The 19,490-nt window shown below is 50.4% G+C and carries 17 protein-coding genes; 9 read left to right on the top strand and 8 right to left on the bottom strand.

Going from position 1 to position 19,490, the window contains the following annotated elements; all coding sequences use genetic code 11:
• Positions 1–207 precede the first annotated feature (207 nt).
• Together OQV04_RS15665 and mdtD are read left to right on the top strand one after the other, a co-directional pair.
• Positions 208–900 carry a FadR/GntR family transcriptional regulator gene (locus OQV04_RS15665; RefSeq protein ID WP_001131179.1) on the top strand — a complete coding sequence of 231 codons (693 nt, stop codon included), beginning with the start codon at positions 208–210 and terminating at the stop codon, positions 898–900.
• A gap of 22 nt (positions 901–922) precedes the next feature.
• A complete protein-coding gene (mdtD, locus tag OQV04_RS15660; protein WP_001280850.1) occupies positions 923–2,350 on the top strand; it encodes a multidrug transporter subunit MdtD in 1,428 nt (475 codons plus the stop codon).
• Here the strand turns inward: mdtD and rbsR are convergent.
• From rbsR to kup, 7 genes are all read right to left on the bottom strand, one after another.
• Positions 2,316–3,308, bottom strand: a complete 993-nt coding sequence (rbsR, locus tag OQV04_RS15655; RefSeq protein ID WP_000224466.1) for a ribose operon transcriptional repressor RbsR — start codon at positions 3,306–3,308, stop codon at positions 2,316–2,318. The two genes, mdtD and rbsR, sit on opposite strands and share 35 nt — an antisense overlap.
• A 3-nt stretch (positions 3,309–3,311) precedes the next feature.
• Positions 3,312–4,241: a ribokinase gene (gene rbsK, locus OQV04_RS15650; RefSeq protein ID WP_032281895.1), complete on the bottom strand. Its 930-nt coding sequence runs from the start codon at positions 4,239–4,241 to the stop codon at positions 3,312–3,314.
• 135 nt (positions 4,242–4,376) lie between these two features.
• Complete coding sequence (rbsB, locus tag OQV04_RS15645) at positions 4,377–5,267, bottom strand: ribose ABC transporter substrate-binding protein RbsB (RefSeq protein ID WP_001056273.1); 891 nt, start codon at positions 5,265–5,267, stop codon at positions 4,377–4,379.
• A gap of 24 nt (positions 5,268–5,291) precedes the next feature.
• Complete coding sequence (gene rbsC / locus OQV04_RS15640) at positions 5,292–6,257, bottom strand: ribose ABC transporter permease (RefSeq protein WP_000211858.1); 966 nt, start codon at positions 6,255–6,257, stop codon at positions 5,292–5,294.
• Between the two features lie 4 nt (positions 6,258–6,261).
• Positions 6,262–7,767, bottom strand: coding sequence for a ribose ABC transporter ATP-binding protein RbsA (gene rbsA, locus OQV04_RS15635; protein ID WP_000387770.1), 1,506 nt, complete (start codon positions 7,765–7,767; stop codon positions 6,262–6,264).
• 7 nt (positions 7,768–7,774) lie between these two features.
• On the bottom strand, positions 7,775–8,194 hold the full coding sequence (gene rbsD, locus OQV04_RS15630) for a D-ribose pyranase (RefSeq protein ID WP_000715936.1): 420 nt from the start codon (positions 8,192–8,194) through the stop codon (positions 7,775–7,777).
• 166 nt (positions 8,195–8,360) lie between these two features.
• Positions 8,361–10,229 (bottom strand): low affinity potassium transporter Kup, encoded by a 1,869-nt coding sequence (kup, locus tag OQV04_RS15625; protein ID WP_000102319.1) that lies wholly within the window; start codon positions 10,227–10,229, stop codon positions 8,361–8,363.
• Positions 10,230–10,451: 222 nt separating this feature from the next.
• Here kup and ravA point away from each other — a divergent pair, with 222 nt between their 5' ends.
• Together ravA and viaA are read left to right on the top strand one after the other, a co-directional pair.
• Complete coding sequence (gene ravA, locus OQV04_RS15620; RefSeq protein WP_001315921.1) at positions 10,452–11,948, top strand: ATPase RavA; 1,497 nt, start codon at positions 10,452–10,454, stop codon at positions 11,946–11,948.
• A complete protein-coding gene (gene viaA, locus OQV04_RS15615) occupies positions 11,942–13,393 on the top strand; it encodes an ATPase RavA stimulator ViaA (RefSeq protein WP_032281892.1) in 1,452 nt (483 codons plus the stop codon). Before ravA ends, viaA begins: the two co-directional genes overlap by 7 nt.
• A gap of 4 nt (positions 13,394–13,397) precedes the next feature.
• Here viaA and asnA read toward each other — a convergent pair whose 3' ends face one another.
• Positions 13,398–14,390 (bottom strand): aspartate--ammonia ligase, encoded by a 993-nt coding sequence (asnA, locus tag OQV04_RS15610; RefSeq protein ID WP_000845107.1) that lies wholly within the window; start codon positions 14,388–14,390, stop codon positions 13,398–13,400.
• Between the two features lie 151 nt (positions 14,391–14,541).
• Here asnA and asnC point away from each other — a divergent pair, with 151 nt between their 5' ends.
• The 5 genes from asnC to atpI all read left to right on the top strand — a co-directional run bounded on the left by asnC (position 14,542) and on the right by atpI (position 19,485).
• The gene (gene asnC, locus OQV04_RS15605; RefSeq protein ID WP_000432970.1) at positions 14,542–15,000 is read left to right on the top strand and encodes a transcriptional regulator AsnC; all 459 of its coding nucleotides are present in this window, start codon (positions 14,542–14,544) and stop codon (positions 14,998–15,000) included.
• Positions 15,001–15,089: 89 nt separating this feature from the next.
• Entirely contained in the window at positions 15,090–15,533 is a 444-nt protein-coding gene (gene mioC / locus OQV04_RS15600) for an FMN-binding protein MioC (RefSeq protein ID WP_000763742.1), read from the top strand.
• 378 nt (positions 15,534–15,911) lie between these two features.
• Positions 15,912–17,801: a tRNA uridine-5-carboxymethylaminomethyl(34) synthesis enzyme MnmG gene (mnmG, locus tag OQV04_RS15595; RefSeq protein ID WP_096836912.1), complete on the top strand. Its 1,890-nt coding sequence runs from the start codon at positions 15,912–15,914 to the stop codon at positions 17,799–17,801.
• Between the two features lie 63 nt (positions 17,802–17,864).
• Complete coding sequence (gene rsmG, locus OQV04_RS15590; RefSeq protein ID WP_032281890.1) at positions 17,865–18,488, top strand: 16S rRNA (guanine(527)-N(7))-methyltransferase RsmG; 624 nt, start codon at positions 17,865–17,867, stop codon at positions 18,486–18,488.
• A gap of 616 nt (positions 18,489–19,104) precedes the next feature.
• A complete protein-coding gene (atpI, locus tag OQV04_RS15585; protein WP_000116695.1) occupies positions 19,105–19,485 on the top strand; it encodes a F0F1 ATP synthase subunit I in 381 nt (126 codons plus the stop codon).
• The last annotated feature ends 5 nt before the right edge of the window (positions 19,486–19,490 follow it).

The raw sequence follows: 19,490 nt of genomic DNA, 5'->3' as shown, positions 1-19,490 counted from the left end.
GCCGTTGTTCCGTGTCAGTGGTGGCGCATTATAGGGAGTTATTCCGGCCTGACAAGAGGAAATTTAAAATAATTTTCTGACCGCGCATTTTTTCAGCAAAAGCCCCGTTAATGTGCCATAAAACAAGCAATTTGCCGTTTTTGCAACCGTAATCACACTTCCTGGTGGCATACTAAGGAGCAATAAAAAGAAAAAGGAAGATAAGTAATGCCTTTAAGCGCACAACAGTTAGCTGCACAGAAAAACCTTTCGTATGTTCTGGCTGAGAAGCTGGCGCAACGGATCTTAAAAGGTGAATATGAACCCGGCACCATTTTGCCTGGTGAGATTGAGCTGGGCGAGCAATTTGGAGTGAGTCGTACAGCGGTACGCGAAGCGGTCAAAACGTTAACGGCAAAAGGGATGGTTTTACCGCGACCACGAATTGGTACCCGGGTCATGCCACAATCGAACTGGAATTTTCTTGATCAGGAATTGCTTACCTGGTGGATGACAGAAGAGAACTTTCATCAGGTCATCAATCACTTTCTGGTTATGCGTATCTGTCTGGAGCCACAAGCTTGCCTACTGGCAGCAACGGTTGGCACCGCGGAACAGAAAGCGCATCTCAATACGTTAATGGCCGAAATGGCGGCATTAAAAGAGAACTTTCGCCGTGAACGCTGGATCGAAGTCGATATGGCCTGGCATGAGCATATCTATGAAATGAGCGCCAATCCGTTTTTGACCTCATTCGCCTCGCTATTCCATTCGGTTTATCACACTTACTTCACGTCAATTACCAGCGACACAGTGATAAAGCTGGATCTGCATCAGGCGATTGTCGATGCGATTATCCAAAGCGATGGCGACGCGGCATTTAAAGCTTGTCAGGCGCTGCTACGCTCACCTGATAAGTGATAACCCGATAACAGGACATTGAATGAGCGATAAAAAGAAGCGCAGTATGGCGGGTTTGCCGTGGATCGCGGCGATGGCCTTCTTCATGCAGGCACTTGATGCCACTATTCTGAATACCGCCTTACCCGCAATCGCTCATAGCCTTAATCGTTCTCCTCTCGCGATGCAATCAGCCATCATCAGTTATACGCTGACGGTGGCGATGCTTATTCCGGTAAGCGGATGGCTAGCCGATCGCTTCGGTACGCGTCGCATTTTTACCCTTGCCGTGAGTCTGTTCACATTGGGTTCTCTGGCCTGCGCACTTTCTAATTCGCTACCACAGCTGGTTGTCTTCCGGGTTATTCAGGGGATAGGCGGCGCAATGATGATGCCTGTTGCTCGGCTGGCCTTACTGCGCGCTTATCCTCGTAATGAACTTCTTCCAGTATTGAATTTTGTCGCCATGCCGGGTCTGGTGGGGCCAATTTTAGGCCCCGTTCTTGGCGGCGTGCTGGTCACCTGGGCAACCTGGCACTGGATATTTTTAATCAATATCCCCATAGGTATTGCGGGCCTTCTTTACGCGCGCAAACATATGCCCAATTTCACCACCGCACGACGCAGATTCGATATCACTGGCTTTTTGCTGTTTGGCCTCAGCCTTGTTCTCTTCTCAAGCGGAATAGAGCTATTCGGGGAAAAGATTGTCGCCAGCTGGATTGCCTTGACGGTAATTGTCACCAGCATCGGGTTACTGCTTCTCTATATTCTCCATGCACGACGCACGCCAAACCCATTAATTTCATTAGATTTATTTAAAACCCGCACTTTCTCGATAGGTATCGTAGGCAATATTGCAACCCGTCTGGGGACCGGCTGTGTACCGTTCCTTATGCCATTGATGTTACAGGTAGGATTTGGTTATCAGGCGTTTATTGCCGGCTGTATGATGGCACCGACAGCGTTAGGTTCCATTATTGCAAAATCGATGGTTACCCAAGTCTTACGTCGTCTGGGCTATCGCCATACATTAGTGGGGATCACGGTGATTATTGGGCTAATGATCGCTCAGTTCTCTTTGCAATCACCGGCAATGGCAATATGGATGCTGATCTTGCCGTTGTTTATATTAGGGATGGCTATGTCGACGCAGTTTACCGCGATGAATACCATCACACTTGCCGATCTGACCGATGACAACGCCAGCAGCGGTAACAGTGTTCTGGCGGTCACGCAGCAACTGTCTATCAGTTTAGGCGTAGCTGTAAGTGCGGCCGTCCTTCGCGTTTATGAAGGAATGGAAGGCACAACGACTGTCGAACAATTCCACTATACGTTTATCACAATGGGCATTATTACTGTTGCTTCAGCAGCAATGTTCATGCTTCTGAAAACAACCGATGGTAATAATTTGATCAAAAGACAGCGTAAATCTAAGCCGAACCACGTTCCATCAGAATCGGAGTAAGTTGTAATCGTTGTTGCTGAAGGGTCGGCTGGATTATCCGATGGATGAGTACATCAATCGCCAGCTCCCCCAGTTCATCTTTTGGTTGATGGATAGTGGTTAATGGTGGCGTCATAAAGCTTGCCAGTTCGATATCGTCATAGCCAATCACCGCGATATCCTGCGGAACCTGTAACTCTGCCTGATATAACGCCTGGTAAACGCCAACAGCCATAGCGTCATTTCCGGTAAAGACGGCCTGAGGACGCAGCGGATGTGATAGCAGTTGGCGCATAGCGTCAAACCCGCCGTTAAATTCAAAATCACCAGTGACTTCATAGCCATCAGGAATGTTGAGACCCGCACGTTTCATCGCCGCCCGATAACCTTCCAACCGCAGGCGCGCCGGAGTTTTATCCAGCGGGCCGGTAATACAGGCGATACGGGTATGACCTTTATCGATCAGATATTGCGTTGCTAAGTCTCCGCCCAGCAACGAGTTATCCTGAATAAGATCGCTGTCGCCATCGAACGGAGCCCAGTCCATCATCACGGTAGGCACTGTCGGATAACGCTGCATGATTTCACGCGAAGGCTGATGCGTTTCGGTGCACAGTAACAGCAAGCCATCAACGCGTTTTTGCATCAGCGTTTCCAGATTGCGATTCATCCGCTGTTCATCGCCTTCGGTATTGCAAAGGACAAGACTATAACCGCGTTCGAAGCAGCTGCGTTCAACGCCGCGCACCAGTTCTGAATAGAAAGGATTAGTACTGGCAGTGATCAACATGCCAATGGTATGTGTTTGATTGAGTTTGAGGCTACGCGCCAGAGCTGATGGCGCGTAATTGAGTTCTTTAATCGCCGCTTCAACTTTGGCGGTAATCGCTTCACTGACGAAGCGATCTTTATTGATAACGTGAGAAACTGTTGAGGTAGAAACGCCCGCCAGGCGGGCAACATCTTTCATTGTAGCCAAGCGTCACCTCTGCCTGTCTAAAAATGCGTCGATCTCTTCACGCCACGGTACGGAAGGTTGTGCGCCTTTACGCGTTACGGCAATCGCAGCGGCGGCATGAGCAAAACGAATAGCCTCTGGCAACGGTTTTTCTTCCAGCAACGCCGTGATTAACGCGCCGTTAAAGGTATCTCCGGCTGCAATGGTATCGACAGCCTGCACCCGGAATCCAGGAACACGCTGACCTTCGCCATTCACGCTAGCCCATACACCACGACTTCCTAAAGTAATCAGTACAGTACGGATACCTTTCTCATGTAGCACCTGCGCCGCCTTCGCTGCATCTTCATCATTTTCAACACGAATACCGGTGAGCTTTTCTGCTTCCGTTTCGTTTGGCGTAATAATGTCCACCAGTGCCAGCAGTTCGTCAGGAAGTTCGCGAGCCGGAGCCGGATTAAGCGCAACGATAGTCTTATTTTGATGGGCGATTTTCGCCGCTGCCATCACACTTTCGAGTGGTGATTCCAACTGCATTAATAATGCTGATGCGTTAGCAATACGCTCACGTTGCGCGTCCACCAGCGCAGGGGAAAGGGCTGCATTCGCGCCAGCATGAATACCAATGACATTCTCGCCTTCACCATTAACAAAAATCAGCGCTACACCTGTTGATTCGCCTTTGATCACGCTGACCGGAGAAATATCGATGTTATCAGTGGCGAGCTGCTGGCGAACACTCTCGCCAATACTGTCATCGCCAGTGCAGGCAATAAACGCGATATTCGCGCCGCTACGTCCTGCTGCCACTGCCTGATTTGCGCCTTTGCCGCCAAATGCGACTTGATAGTGGTTACCGGTTACGGTTTCGCCTGGAGTAGGAAAAGAGTGAAGATTAAGGATATGGTCAGCATTAATGCTGCCAAGAACAACGAGGCTGCCTGCGTTTTGCATATTCGGGATGTCCATAAAATGCGCCACCGGGTTAGGGTGGCGCGTGCCCTGCTTTTCTTTATATTACGCGTACATCCACAATCTCTGTTGATGACGCATTGATGTCACCATCAGGTCATAATGCCTGATTTAAGACTACTGCTTAACAACCAGTTTCAGATCAACCGGATACTTAGCCTGAACTTTCTCGCCTTTCAGCACTTTATCTGCGGTTTCAACGCCTTTCGCGCCAATCTGATCGGGTAGCTGAGCGATAGTCGCTGCTAGTTTGCCATCATTCACCGCTTTTTCGCCATCCGGTGTACCGTCAAATCCGACGACCATCACATCCGATTTACCGGCAGTTTGCAGTGCGCGCAGCGCGCCCAGCGCCATTTCATCATTCTGCGCAAATACAGCCTGAACATCCGGATGAGCGGTCAACAGGTTCTGCATTACGTTCAAACCTTTGGTGCGATCAAAATCTGCTGGCTGGCTGGCAAGAACATTAAACTTGTGAGCAGCAACGGCCTGCTGGAAGCCTTCGCCACGTTCACGGGCTGCGGATGTACCAGCAATGCCTTGCAGCTCGATAACTTTGGCACCTTCACCCGCTTTCTTCGCGATGTAATCACCGGCGATTTTGCCGCCCAGTACGTTATCAGATGCAATATGGCTCACCACTTCACCTTTCGTTGCCTGGCGGTCAAGAGTGATAACCGGGATGTTCGCCTGGTTAGCCATCTTCACAGCATTACCTACTGCGTCGGAGTCGGTCGGGTTAATCAGCAGAATTTTGGTGCCGCGAACGGTTAAGTCCTGCACGTTCGCCAGCTCTTTCGCCGGGTTGTTCTGGGAGTCCAGCACCACCAGGTTATAGCCAAGTTTATCCGCCTCTTTCTGCGCGCCATCTTTCAGCGATACAAAGAACGGGTTGTTAAGCGTGGAGACCACCAGCGCGATGGTGTCTTTTGCCATCGCATTCGCACTGACGGTGGCGCTTAGCGCAACAGCGGAAACCAGGGTAGCCAGTTTTTTCATGTTCATATTCAAGATGTCCTGTAGTCGTTATTACTGCTTTTTGTTGTCTACCAGCACCGCCAGCAAAATCACCACCGCTTTGACGATCATCTGGTAATAGGAGGAAACACCTAACAAATTCAATCCATTATTAAGGAAGCCAAGAATTAATGCGCCGATCAACGTCCCAACAATGCGACCTTTTCCGCCCGCCAGACTCGTACCGCCCAGAACCACCGCAGCAATAGCATCCAGCTCATAGCCAGTCCCCGCCGTGGGTTGTGCGGAGGAGAGACGCGCCACTTCAATAATCCCGGCCAGCGATGCCAGCAGACCACAAAGAGAATAGACGATGATTTTGATTTTATTGACGTTGATACCAGAAAGACGCGTTGCCGCTTCGTTGCCGCCCAGCGCGTAGATGTAACGCCCCAGACGCGTGTGATGCAGCATGTACCAGGCCGCGAGGAAGACAATCCCCATGATCCAGACTGGCGTCGGTACGCCCAGCGGACGACCAATACCAAACCAGCCAAACAGATCGGCGTTCTCAGTAAAGCCAGTATTCACTGGGCTACCGTTGGTATAAACCATGGTCACGCCGCGCAGTAAAAGCATCATAACCAGCGTAGCGATAAACGCCTGGACGCGACCTTTCGCTACAATCACCCCGGTTACCGCACCAATTGCGGCACCTAACGCGAGAGCAGCAGCGACAGCCACCAGCGCATTGACTTCAATGCCGACGATAGATGCAGCAACTGCGCCGGTTAGCGCCAACAGAGAACCTACCGACAAGTCGATGCCCGACGTCAGGATCACCAGCGTCATCCCGACCGCCATAATGGCGTTCACCGAAGTTTGCTGGAGAATATTGAATAAGTTATTGATGGTGAAAAAGTTCGGACTTAACGTCGAGACAATCGCGATCAGCACCAGCAGAGCGATAAGCGATTTCTGCTCCATCAGCCACGCTTTCGTGAAATAACGGCGACCAGAGACAGTCTGGGTTGTCATTTTTTTACTCCTGATTCACGCGATTAAGCTTGCCCACAGCGGCAGCCATTAACACTTCCTGGGTGGCCTGCTCACGAGTAAATTCCCCGCTGAGATGCCCTTCATGCATGACGATGATGCGATCGCTCATGCCTAATACTTCTGGCATCTCCGATGACACCAGAATGATGCTCAAGCCATCGGCTTTGAACTGGTTAATCAGTTGATAGATCTCTTTTTTCGCGCCGACATCTACGCCACGGGTAGGCTCATCAAGGATCAATACTTTGGGCCGTGTCATCAGACCGCGGGCAATCGCCACTTTTTGCTGATTGCCACCGGAAAGCAGACCAATTGCCTGTTCCATCGACGGCGTTTTCACATTGAACAGGCGAATAAAATCACTCACTGCCTGCTGTTCATCGGCATGCTTCAAACTGCCGCCAGCGCGGCTGAAGTAGCGCAGCGCGGTCAGCGACATGTTCTCTTTTACTGACATGCCCAACACTAAACCGTCACGTTTACGGTCTTCGGAGATATACACAATGCCGTTTGCCAGGCCATCCTGCGGTGAACGGGTAACGACTTCATGCCCATCCAGGGTGACGTAACCGCTGGTGCGCGGTAGTGCACCGTAGAGCACTTTCATCAGTTCGGTACGACCTGCGCCCATCAAACCAGAGACGCCAAGAATTTCGCCTTTGCGTAAAGTAAAAGAGACATCGTTAACGCCAGGTCCGCAGAGATTATCGACTTTCAGGCGGATATCTCCCGGCGCTTTGTCCAGGTGCGGATATTGATCTTCCAGCTTGCGACCCACCATCATCTCAATCAGCGAATCTTCGGTCAGTGATGCCACTTCGCGCTCAGCAATAAATTGTCCGTCACGAAAAACGGTAACGTCATCGCAAATCTCGAAGATTTCTTTCATACGGTGGGAGATATAGACAATGCCGCGGCCTTGCGATTTTAGTTCGCGGATGACGCGGAACAGGGATTCGGTTTCGGTATCGGTCAGCGCATCGGTCGGTTCATCCATAATGATGACTTTCGACTCAAAGCTCAGCACTTTGGCTATTTCAACCATTTGCTGGTCACCGATGGAAAGATCGCCCACCAGCTTGTCGCTTTTAAAGCGCAGGTTAAGTTTAGCCAGCAATTTATCCGCTTCGGCATACATGGTTTTCCAGTCAATTTTGCCAAAGCGATTAACAAACTCACGACCGAGGAAAATGTTTTCGGCAATGGTTAACTGCGGGATCAGGTTCAGTTCTTGATGGATAATCCCAATCCCGGCTTCCTGGGAAGATTTCGGCCCGGTAAATGTCGTTTCTTTCCCCAGCCATAAAAGCGTACCGGCATCGCGAGTATAGATACCAGTAAGCACTTTCATCATGGTGGATTTACCCGCGCCGTTTTCGCCCACCAGCGCCATCACGCGGCCCGGATAGACATTTAACGCAGCGCCCGAGAGGGCTTTTACGCCCGGGAAGGCTTTATCGATGCCTTTAAGCTGAAGTAATGCTTCCATGACGGCCTCAGAACGTCACGCCAGCACAGAGAATGATATTCGCATACGGAGAACATTCTCCGCTGCGAATTACCGCCTGACTTTCTGCGGTTTGTTGTTTGAATTGTTCATGCGTGGTGTAACGAATTTCAATGGTATTTCCCTGGTGTTTTTGCAGCTGCTCAAGGTGAGTGAGCAACGTTTCGTGGAGTTGCGGATTATGTTGTTTGATCTCTTCCGCGATAATGGCAGCCTCGACCTGCATTTCATTTGTGACGACGCCCAGCACCTGCATAAAAGAAGGTACACCCTGGGTTAATGCCATATCGATACGCGTTGTACTTTTGGGGATGGGTAAACCAGCATCACACACCACCAGCGTATCGGTATGTCCCAGACGGGAGATCACCGATGAAATATCAGAATTAAGAACGGTGCCTTTTTTCATTTTTTTCTCCATCAGCGAAACGTTTCGCTGACCCGCAGTTTAATCCTGACTGAGTTGGGAAAACCATCGTGACGTTACGGAAATGTGATCAACCTCGAAACGTTTTACATGGTGATTAACCATGAAAACAAAAACGCCCCCTTATGAAGAAAGGAGGCGTCTGGCGTTAGATTTCGACCTGAGTACCCAGTTCGATAACCCTGTTTGGCGGGATTTCAAATTGATCTGGTGCACGCAGCGCATTACGTTGCAGCAGCAAGTACAGCTTGCCGCGCAGACGCAAATACCACGGGCGTTTGCCGAGGATCAACGACTCATGCGACATAAAGAAGGAGGTTTCCATCATCCGGCAACTTAATCCTTCCAGACCGCAGCGGTGGAAAACTTCTTCCACGTTTGGCGTTTCTCGCCAACCATAACTTGCCACCACGCGCCAGAAAGTGGGCGACAGTTGTTCAATCTGTACCCGACGGACGTTATGGACATATGGCGCGTCTTCGGTGCGCAGAGTTAACAGAATCACCCGCTCATGCAATACCTTGTTATGTTTAAGGTTATGCATCAGCGCAAAGGGAATGACGTTGATTGCACGCGACATATACACCGCGGTCCCGGGCACGCGAACAGGCGGTGATTTCTCCAGCGAAGCAATCATCGCTTCCAGAGAGTTACCATGTTCATGCATCCGCCGCAGCAAGCGGAAACGCTCGCTCTTCCAGGTGGTCATCACGATAAACATCACAGTACCGAGGCTCAATGGCAACCAGCCGCCGGAGAGCAGTTTATCGAGGTTAGCGGTGAACAATGGAATATCGACACAAAGGAAAGCAATCAGGATCAGCGCAACAAAATACTTATTCCAGTGCCAGTTCTGACGTGCCACGGTAGTCGAGAGAATAGACGTCAGCACCATGGTTCCGGTCACCGCAATCCCGTACGCCGCCGCCAGGTTGCTGGAGTGCTCAAAGCTGACAATCACAATCACGACCGCGACATAGAGCATCCAGTTCACAAACGGAATATAGATTTGCCCTGACTCCATTTCGGAGGTGTGAATAATGCGCATCGGCGACAAATATCCCAGACGTACCGCCTGACGCGTCAATGAAAAGACGCCAGAGATAACCGCCTGCGAGGCGATTACCGTCGCCAGTGCGGCGATGATCAGCAGCGGGATCAGCGCCCAGTCCGGTGCCAAAAGGAAGAACGGGTTCTTAATCGCTTCCGGGTTCTTTAACAACAGCGCTCCCTGGCCGAAGTAATTAAGAGTTAAGGAAGGTAATACGACAGTGAACCACGCCAGACGAATAGGGAACTTACCAAAGTGTCCCATATCAGCATACAGCGCCTCGACCCCCGTAATCGACAGCACCACTGCCCCTAATGCAATAAAAGAAACCGTTTTGTATTCAAGGAAGAAATGCACCGCCCACATCGGATTCAGCGCATGCAGCACTTCCGGGTTAGCAATAATGCTACGTAACCCCAGTCCTGCCAGAATCAAAAACCAGGTCAGCATGATCGGCGCAAACAGCTTACCGACCATAGCCGTGCCATGCTTTTGAATCATAAATAATAAAGTGAGAACGATAATTGAGAGGGGAACTATCCAGGTATCCAGCTGCGGGGCGACGATTTCCAGACCTTCAATGGCTGACATCACCGAAATAGCGGGTGTTATGACGACTTCACCATAGAAAAAGCTGCCGCCGATTAGCCCCATAATCACCAGCATTGATGTGGTTCGCGCCGACGTATTACGCCCGGCAAGCGACATCAACGTCAGGATCCCCCCCTCACCGGCGTTATCTGCCCGCATCACGAAGGTGAGATATTTAATGGAAACCACAAAGATTAGCAGCCAGAAGATCAGCGATAAAAAGCCAAACACGGCATCGCGTTCAACGCCAAAACCAAACTGGCCGGACAAACATTCACGAAGTGTATATAACGGGCTGGTACCAATATCGCCGTAGACAACTCCAATCGCCGCGAGGGTAATCGCGGGCAATGATTGCTTATTATCAGTGCTCATAGACTAGTCTTTCGTTGAAATATGAAATGTGTGCTTAGTCCCTTGGCCCACAAAAAAGCGCACAGTATGCACGATTAACGGCAAAATCGTACTCCTAAATGCGGCCACATTAACCTGGCTCAAAGAAAAATACCCCCCCTTTGAGACTATTTTAGCCACCAGCAAGAAACGTCTATACTCGCAATTTACGCAGAACTTTTGACGAAAGGACGCCACTTCATTATGGCTCACCCTCATTTATTAGCGGAAAGAATTTCCCGCCTGAGCAGTTCGTTGGAAAAGGGGCTTTATGAACGTAGCCACGCCATCCGCTTGTGTTTATTAGCGGCATTAAGTGGTGAAAGTGTGTTCCTCCTTGGCCCGCCAGGTATTGCCAAAAGTTTGATCGCCCGGCGCTTAAAATTCGCCTTTCAGAATGCCCGCGCGTTTGAATATCTGATGACCCGCTTCTCCACGCCGGAAGAAGTTTTTGGTCCCCTTTCTATTCAGGCGCTAAAAGATGAAGGGCGCTATGAACGTTTAACCAGCGGTTACCTGCCGGAAGCAGAAATTGTCTTTCTGGATGAGATCTGGAAAGCGGGCCCGGCAATTCTTAATACCCTGCTCACCGCCATTAACGAGCGCCAGTTCCGCAACGGTGCACACGTAGAAAAAATCCCGATGCGTCTGCTGGTGGCGGCCTCCAACGAGCTGCCGGAAGCAGACAGCAGTCTGGAAGCGTTATATGACCGCATGCTGATTCGTCTGTGGTTAGATAAAGTGCAGGATAAAGCGAATTTCCGCTCCATGCTGACCAGTCAACAGGATGAAAACGACAATCCGGTTCCTGATGCCTTGCAGGTCACAGATGAAGAATATGAACGCTGGCAGAAAGAGATTGGTGAAATTACGCTGCCCGATCATGTATTTGAGCTGATTTTTATGCTGCGCCAGCAACTGGATAAATTACCGGATGCGCCTTATGTCTCGGATCGTCGCTGGAAAAAAGCGATCCGCTTATTGCAGGCCAGCGCCTTTTTTAGCGGTCGCAGTGCTGTTGCCCCGGTAGATCTCATTTTGCTGAAAGATTGCCTGTGGTATGACGCGCAAAGCCTGAATTTGATACAACAACAAATTGATGTATTGATGACCGGTCATGCCTGGCAACAGCAAGGGATGTTGACCCGCCTGGGCGCGATTGTGCAACGTCACCTGCAACTCCAGCAGCAACAAAGCGATAAAACAGCCTTAACGGTAATTCGTCTGGGCGGCATTTTCAGCCGTCGTCAGCAGTATCAACTTCCTGTTAACGTTACTGCTTCCACTCTGACTCTGCTGCTGCAAAAACCGTTAAAATTGCATGATATGGAAGTGGTTCATATCTCCTTTGAGCGTAACGCGCTGGAACAGTGGTTGAGTAAAGGTGGTGAAATTCGCGGCAAACTGAACGGTATCGGCTTTGCCCAGAAATTGAATCTAGAAGTGGATAGCGCCCAACATCTTGTTGTACGCGATGTAAGTTTACAAGGCAGTACGCTGGCACTTCCCGGTTCATCGGCTGAAGGTCTGCCAGGTGAAATAAAACAACAACTGGAAGAGCTTGAAAGCGACTGGCGCAAGCAACACGCTTTATTCAGCGAACAGCAAAAATGTCTGTTTATCCCTGGCGACTGGTTAGGTCGCATTGAAGCCAGCCTACAGGATGTCGGCGCACAGATTCGCCAGGCACAACAATGCTAACGCTGGATACGCTTAATGTGATGCTGGCCGTCAGCGAAGAGGGATTGATCGAAGAGATGATCATCGCGCTGCTGGCCTCACCGCAGCTGGCGGTCTTCTTTGAAAAATTCCCACGACTGAAGGCGGCAATCACTGATGATGTTCCCCGCTGGCGTGAGGCGCTGCGTAATCGGCTGAAAGATGCCCGAGTCCCGCCGGAACTCACCGAAGAGGTGATGTGCTATCAGCAAAGCCAGCTCCTCTCCACGCCGCAGTTTATTATGCAGCTACCACAGATCCTGGACTTACTGCATCGTCTGAATTCCCCATGGGCAGAACAAGCCCGACAGTTGGTTGATGCTAACAGCTCGATCACTTCAGCGTTACACACACTTTTTCTCCAGCGTTGGCGTTTAAGTCTGATCGTGCAAGCAACGACGTTAAATCAACAGCTATTAGAAGAAGAACGCGAACAACTGTTGAGTGAAGTTCAGGAACGCATGACGCTGAGCGGACAACTTGAACCGATTCTCGCAGATAATAATACCGCAGCTGGTCGTCTGTGGGATATGAGCGCCGGTCAGCTTAAACGTGGCGACTATCAGTTGATTGTGAAATACGGTGAATTTCTTAACGAACAGCCGGAACTGAAACACCTGGCAGAACAGCTGGGGCGTTCCCGGGAAGCCAAATCAATACCGCGCAACGATGCGCAGATGGAAACCTTCCGCACCATGGTGCGCGAACCGGCGACGGTTCCTGAGCAGGTTGATGGTCTGCAACAAAGCGATGATATTTTACGTCTTCTGCCGCCAGAACTGGCGACACTAGGGATAACGGAACTGGAGTATGAGTTTTACCGTCGGCTGGTGGAAAAACAGTTGCTCACCTATCGCCTGCACGGTGAGTCGTGGCGTGAAAAAGTGATCGAACGCCCGGTGGTGCATAAAGATTACGACGAACAGCCGCGCGGACCGTTTATTGTCTGCGTGGATACTTCCGGCTCAATGGGCGGCTTTAATGAACAGTGTGCGAAAGCGTTCTGCCTGGCTTTGATGCGCATTGCTCTCGCTGAAAACCGGCGCTGCTATATTATGCTATTTTCCACCGAGATCGTCCGTTATGAGCTTTCAGGCCCACAAGGCATCGAACAAGCAATCCGTTTTTTAAGCCAGCAGTTTCGTGGCGGCACCGATCTTGCCAGTTGTTTTCGCGCCATTATGGAACGCTTGCAAAGCAGGGAATGGTTTGATGCCGATGCGGTGGTGATTTCTGATTTTATCGCTCAGCGGTTGCCTGACGACGTGACGAGTAAAGTGAAAGAGCTGCAGCGGGTACATCAGCATCGCTTTCATGCCGTGGCGATGTCGGCACACGGCAAACCCGGCATCATGCGCATTTTCGATCATATCTGGCGCTTTGATACCGGGATGCGAAGCCGCCTGCTCAGACGCTGGCGGCGATAAATTATTACAGCAGAGAAGGGACGCTCTCGCGAACAGCAGCTGGCCATACTCCACACTGAACCTGGCCGATATGCGGCAGTTGCAGCAGCAGCATGGTCAAACGAGACTGGCCGATACCGCCGCCGATGGTCTGCGGCATTTCACCGCGCAGCAACGCCTGATGCCATTCCAGCTGCAGACGATCTTCATCACCGGTCAGCGCCAACTGATGCTTCAACGTGTCGGCATCCACGCGGATCCCCATGGAAGAAAGCTCAAACGCATCTTCCAGTACCGGGTTCCACACCAGAATATCGCCGTTCAGGCCCGCATGGCCCAGCTCTGACGGGGTGCTCCAGTCATCATAATCCGGTGCGCGCACGTCGTGACGATGACCATCACTCAACTTGCCGCCAATCCCGACGAGGAATACCGCGCCAAGATCTTTCGCAATCGCCCGCTCACGCCCTTTGGCATCGAGATCCGGATAACGAGACAGTAACTCCTGGCTGTGTACGAAGTGGATCTGATCCGGCAGGAACGGTGCCAGGCCAAACTCTTCGCTAACCGCAGCTTCGGTTGCTTTAATTCCCGCCCAGATCGCCTCTACCGTGCTTTTCAGAGTCGAGAATTGACGCTCACCGTCGCCCATTACGCGTTCCCAGTCCCACTGGTCAACATAGACCGAGTGCAACGGAGAAAGACGGTCTTCATCGGGGCGAAGGGCTTTCATGTGCGTGTACAGCCCTTCGCCCGCGCTGAAGTCGTGTTGCCCTAAGGTCTGACGTTTCCACTTCGCCAGTGAATGAACCACTTCGAACTGGGCATCAGGCAGAGCTTTCACTTTTACCTGCACCGCTTTTTCACAGCCCGACAAGTTATCCTGCGTGCCATCCCCCACACGGCTAAGAATCGGCGCCTGGACTTCGATCAGCCCCAGACGTTCTTCCAGTTGGCGAGAAAAGTGAGATTTCACGAAGCTAATTTGGCGTTGTTTGGCAATGTAAGCGGTTTTCATTTTTTATACTCCTGCGTCCTGTTGCTTATGATTAATCAACAAAAACCGATACACATGCAATAATCATTCAATAAAAAGCCTAACTCACTTTTGATTCATTAAAAAAGAAGGCTAAAATAGAATGAATCATCAATCCGCATAAGAAAATCCTATGGAAAATTATCTGATCGACAATCTGGACCGTGGCATCCTGGAAGCATTAATGGGCAATGCGCGCACCGCTTACGCCGAACTGGCGAAACAATTTGGCGTCAGTCCGGGGACGATTCACGTTCGAGTAGAGAAAATGAAGCAGGCGGGAATCATTACCGGGGCGCGTATTGATGTCAGCCCGAAGCAGCTCGGTTATGACGTAGGCTGCTTTATCGGCATTATATTAAAGAGCGCCAAAGACTATCCTTCCGCGCTGGCAAAGCTGGAAAGTCTCGATGAAGTGACCGAGGCGTACTACACCACCGGCCACTACAGCATCTTTATAAAAGTGATGTGCCGTTCGATCGATGCTCTCCAGCATGTACTTATCAACAAGATCCAAACAATTGATGAAATTCAGTCCACCGAGACACTGATCGTCCTGCAGAACCCGATCATGCGTACCATCAAGCCCTGATCGGCTTTTTTAATCCCATACTTTTCCACAGGTAGATCCCAACGCGTTCACAGCGTACAATACGCCACTCTTAATAAAGGTGGCGGTTTATGGCAGATATCACTCTTATCAGCGGCAGCACCCTCGGCGGTGCCGAATATGTAGCAGAACACCTGGCTGAAAAGCTGGAAGAGGCGGGTTTTACCACCGAAACGCTGCACGGTCCGCTGTTGGAAGATTTATCTGCCTCGGGGATCTGGCTGGTTATCAGCTCCACCCACGGTGCCGGAGATATTCCGGACAACCTTTCTCCTTTCTATGAAGCATTGCAGGAACAGAAGCCCGATCTTTCTGCGGTCCGCTTTGGCGCAATCGGTATTGGTAGTCGTGAATATGACACCTTTTGTGGGGCTATCGATAAACTCGAGGCTGAACTCAAAAATTCCGGTGCAAAACAGACGGGCGAAACACTGAAGATCAACATTCTTGATCACGACATTCCGGAAGATCCGGCAGAAGAATGGCTGGGATCGTGGATTAATTTACTCAAATAAGTATACAGATCGTGCGATCTACTGTGGATAACTCTGTCAGGAAGCTTGGATCAACCGGTAGTTATCCAAAGAACAACCGTTGTTCAGTTTTTGAGTTGTGTATAACCCCTCATTCTGATCCCAGCTTATACGGTCCAGGATCACCGATCATTCACAGTTAATGATCCTTTCCAGGTTGTTGATCTTAAAAGCCGGATCCTTGTTATCCACAGGGCAGTGCGATCCTAATAAGAGATCACAATAGAACAGATCTCTAAATAAATAGATCTTCTTTTTAATACCCAGGATCCCAGGTCTTTCTCAAGCCGACAAAGTTGAGTAGAATCCACGGCCCGGGCTTCAATCCATTTTCATACCGCGTTATGCGAGGCAATCACCATGTTTTATCCGGATCCTTTTGACGTCATCATCATTGGCGGGGGTCATGCAGGCACCGAGGCCGCGATGGCCGCGGCGCGTATGGGTCAACAGACTCTGCTTTTGACACACAATATCGACACTCTGGGGCAGATGAGCTGCAACCCGGCGATCGGCGGTATTGGGAAGGGACATCTGGTAAAAGAAGTGGATGCACTTGGCGGTCTGATGGCGAAAGCGATCGATCAGGCGGGTATCCAGTTTAGGATACTAAACGCAAGCAAGGGACCGGCAGTTCGTGCTACCCGAGCTCAGGCGGATCGTGTGCTCTACCGTCAGGCGGTACGTACGGCGCTGGAGAACCAACCGAATCTGATGATCTTCCAGCAGGCGGTTGAAGATCTTATTGTCGAAAACGATCGTGTGGTCGGTGCTGTTACCCAAATGGGACTGAAGTTCCGTGCCAAAGCCGTCGTGCTCACCGTTGGGACGTTCCTCGACGGTAAAATTCATATCGGTCTGGATAACTACAGCGGTGGCCGTGCTGGTGATCCGCCGTCCATTCCGCTTTCTCGCCGTTTGCGTGAACTTCCGCTACGCGTTGGTCGTCTGAAAACCGGGACACCACCGCGTATTGATGCTCGAACCATCGACTTTAGCGTGCTTGCGCAACAGCATGGTGATAACCCAATGCCGGTATTCTCTTTTATGGGCAATGCGTCCCAGCATCCACAGCAGGTGCCGTGTTATATCACCCATACCAACGAGAAAACCCATGATGTGATCCGCAGTAACCTCGATCGTAGCCCAATGTACGCAGGGGTGATCGAAGGTGTCGGCCCACGCTACTGCCCGTCGATCGAAGACAAAGTCATGCGCTTCGCCGACAGAAATCAGCATCAGATCTTCCTTGAACCGGAAGGGCTGACCTCTAACGAAATTTATCCGAACGGTATCTCCACCAGCCTGCCGTTCGATGTGCAGATGCAAATCGTCCGCTCTATGCAGGGGATGGAAAACGCGAAGATCGTGCGTCCGGGTTATGCCATTGAGTATGACTTCTTCGATCCTCGCGACCTGAAACCGACGCTGGAGAGCAAGTTTATCCAGGGGCTGTTCTTTGCTGGTCAGATTAACGGCACTACCGGTTACGAAGAAGCCGCTGCGCAAGGTTTGCTGGCCGGTCTTAACGCTGCCCGTCTGTCTGCTGACAAAGAAGGTTGGGCTCCGGCGCGTTCTCAGGCCTATCTCGGCGTACTGGTTGATGACCTGTGCACTTTAGGAACCAAAGAACCGTATCGTATGTTTACCTCGCGCGCAGAATATCGTCTGATGCTGCGCGAAGATAATGCGGATCTGCGTTTGACTGAAATCGGTCGTGAACTGGGCCTGGTGGATGACGAACGTTGGGCGCGCTTTAACGAGAAACTTGAGAATATCGAGCGTGAGCGTCAGCGTCTGAAATCGACCTGGGTAACCCCGTCGGCGGAAGCTGCAGCCGAAGTGAATGCTCACCTGACTGCGCCGCTTTCCCGTGAAGTCAGTGGTGAAGATCTGCTGCGTCGTCCGGAAATGACTTATGAAAAATTAACCACGCTGACGCCGTTTGCCCCTGCGTTGACAGACGAACAGGCGGCGGAACAGGTTGAGATTCAGGTTAAATACGAAGGTTATATCGCGCGCCAGCAAGATGAGATCGAAAAGCAGCTGCGTAACGAGAACACCTTGCTACCCGCGACACTGGATTACCGCCAGGTATCCGGTCTTTCTAACGAAGTGATCGCCAAACTTAACGATCACAAACCGGCCTCTATCGGCCAGGCTTCACGTATTTCTGGCGTCACGCCTGCGGCCATCTCCATTCTGCTGGTGTGGCTGAAAAAACAGGGTATGCTGCGTCGTAGCGCATAACGCATTAAAAATGCCTGGTAAGCACCCGCTTACCAGGCAACGCATCAAGAACAGGTAATCACCGTGCTCAACAAACTCTCCTTACTGCTGAAAGACGCAGGTATTTCGCTTACCGATCACCAGAAAAACCAGCTTATTGCCTACGTGAATATGCTGCATAAATGGAACAAAGCGTACAACCTGACTTCGGTCCGCGATCCTAATGAGATGCTGGTACGCCATATTCTCGATAGCATTGTGGTGGCACCGTATCTGCAAGGTGAACGGTTTATCGATGTCGGCACCGGTCCTGGACTGCCTGGCATTCCACTCTCTATCGTGCGTCCTGAAGCCCATTTCACTCTGTTGGATAGCCTTGGTAAACGCGTGCGTTTCCTTCGTCAGGTGCAACATGAGCTTAAACTGGAGAATATTGAGCCAGTACAGAGCAGGGTAGAAGAGTTTCCTTCAGAGCCGCCATTTGATGGCGTAATTAGCCGCGCTTTTGCCTCTCTGAACGATATGGTGAGCTGGTGCCACCATCTTCTTGGTGAGCAAGGCCGTTTCTACGCGCTGAAAGGGCAAATGCCGGAAGATGAAATCGCTTTGTTGCCCGAAGAATATCAGGTCGAATCAGTGGTTAAACTTCAGGTTCCAGCCCTGGATGGCGAACGTCATCTGGTGGTGATTAAAGCAAATAAAATTTAATTTTTATCAAAAAAATCATAAAAAATTGACCGGTTAGACTGTTAACAACAACCAGGTTTTCTACTGATATAACTGGTTACATTTAACGCCACGTTCACTCTTTTGCATCAACAAGATAACGTGGCTTTTTTTGGTAAGCAGAAAATAAGTCATTAGTGAAAATATCAGTCTGCTAAAAATCGGCGCTAAGAACCATCATTGGCTGTTAAAACATTATTAAAAATGTCAATTGGTGGTTTTTGTTGTGTAAATGTCATTTATTAAAACAGTATCTGTTTTTAGACTGAAATATCATAAACTTGCAAAGGCATCATTTGCCAAGTAAATAAATATGCTGTGCGCGAACATGCGCAATATGTGATCTGAAGCACGCTTTATCACCAGTGTTTACGCGTTATTTACAGTTTTTCATGATCGAACAGGGTTAGCAGAAAAGTCGCAATTGTATGCACTGGAAAAATATTTAAACATTTATTCACCTTTTGGCTACTTATTGTTTGAAATCACGGGGGCGCACCGTATAATTTGACCGCTTTTTGATGCTTGACTCTAAGCCTTAAAGAAAGTTTTATACGACACGCGGCATACCTCGAAGGGAGCAGGAGTGAAAAACGTGATGTCTGTGTCGCTCGTGAGTCGAAACGTTGCTCGGAAGCTTCTGCTCGTTCAGTTACTGGTGGTGATAGCAAGTGGATTGCTGTTCAGCCTCAAAGACCCCTTCTGGGGCGTCTCTGCAATAAGCGGGGGCCTGGCAGTCTTTCTGCCTAACGTTTTGTTTATGATATTTGCCTGGCGTCACCAGGCGCATACACCAGCGAAAGGCCGGGTGGCCTGGACATTCGCATTTGGCGAAGCTTTCAAAGTTCTGGCGATGTTGGTGTTACTGGTGGTGGCGTTGGCGGTTTTAAAGGCGGTATTCTTGCCGCTGATCGTTACGTGGGTTTTGGTGCTGGTGGTTCAGATACTGGCACCGGCTGTAATTAACAACAAAGGGTAAAAGGC

This window comes from Escherichia sp. Lx600-2, from assembly GCF_036662595.1.
GTDB lineage: Bacteria > Pseudomonadota > Gammaproteobacteria > Enterobacterales > Enterobacteriaceae > Escherichia > Escherichia coli.
The sequence above is the reverse complement of the archived record's forward strand: the minus strand, read 5'-3'. Positions and strand labels throughout refer to the sequence as shown.

What these genes read in the sequence shown, in the direction of transcription:
- rbsA (WP_000387770.1), bottom strand. Translation starts at nt 7,767, where the DNA reads ATGGAAGCATTACTTCAGCTTAAAGGCATCGATAAAGCCTTCCCGGGC.
- atpI (WP_000116695.1), top strand. Translation starts at nt 19,105, where the DNA reads ATGTCTGTGTCGCTCGTGAGTCGAAACGTTGCTCGGAAGCTTCTGCTC.
- rbsB (WP_001056273.1), bottom strand. Translation starts at nt 5,267, where the DNA reads ATGAACATGAAAAAACTGGCTACCCTGGTTTCCGCTGTTGCGCTAAGC.
- rbsD (WP_000715936.1), bottom strand. Translation starts at nt 8,194, where the DNA reads ATGAAAAAAGGCACCGTTCTTAATTCTGATATTTCATCGGTGATCTCC.
- mioC (WP_000763742.1), top strand. Translation starts at nt 15,090, where the DNA reads ATGGCAGATATCACTCTTATCAGCGGCAGCACCCTCGGCGGTGCCGAA.
- rbsC (WP_000211858.1), bottom strand. Translation starts at nt 6,257, where the DNA reads ATGACAACCCAGACTGTCTCTGGTCGCCGTTATTTCACGAAAGCGTGG.
- OQV04_RS15665 (WP_001131179.1), top strand. Translation starts at nt 208, where the DNA reads ATGCCTTTAAGCGCACAACAGTTAGCTGCACAGAAAAACCTTTCGTAT.
- ravA (WP_001315921.1), top strand. Translation starts at nt 10,452, where the DNA reads ATGGCTCACCCTCATTTATTAGCGGAAAGAATTTCCCGCCTGAGCAGT.
- asnC (WP_000432970.1), top strand. Translation starts at nt 14,542, where the DNA reads ATGGAAAATTATCTGATCGACAATCTGGACCGTGGCATCCTGGAAGCA.
- asnA (WP_000845107.1), bottom strand. Translation starts at nt 14,390, where the DNA reads ATGAAAACCGCTTACATTGCCAAACAACGCCAAATTAGCTTCGTGAAA.
- mdtD (WP_001280850.1), top strand. Translation starts at nt 923, where the DNA reads ATGAGCGATAAAAAGAAGCGCAGTATGGCGGGTTTGCCGTGGATCGCG.
- mnmG (WP_096836912.1), top strand. Translation starts at nt 15,912, where the DNA reads ATGTTTTATCCGGATCCTTTTGACGTCATCATCATTGGCGGGGGTCAT.
- viaA (WP_032281892.1), top strand. Translation starts at nt 11,942, where the DNA reads ATGCTAACGCTGGATACGCTTAATGTGATGCTGGCCGTCAGCGAAGAG.
- kup (WP_000102319.1), bottom strand. Translation starts at nt 10,229, where the DNA reads ATGAGCACTGATAATAAGCAATCATTGCCCGCGATTACCCTCGCGGCG.
- rbsK (WP_032281895.1), bottom strand. Translation starts at nt 4,241, where the DNA reads ATGCAAAACGCAGGCAGCCTCGTTGTTCTTGGCAGCATTAATGCTGAC.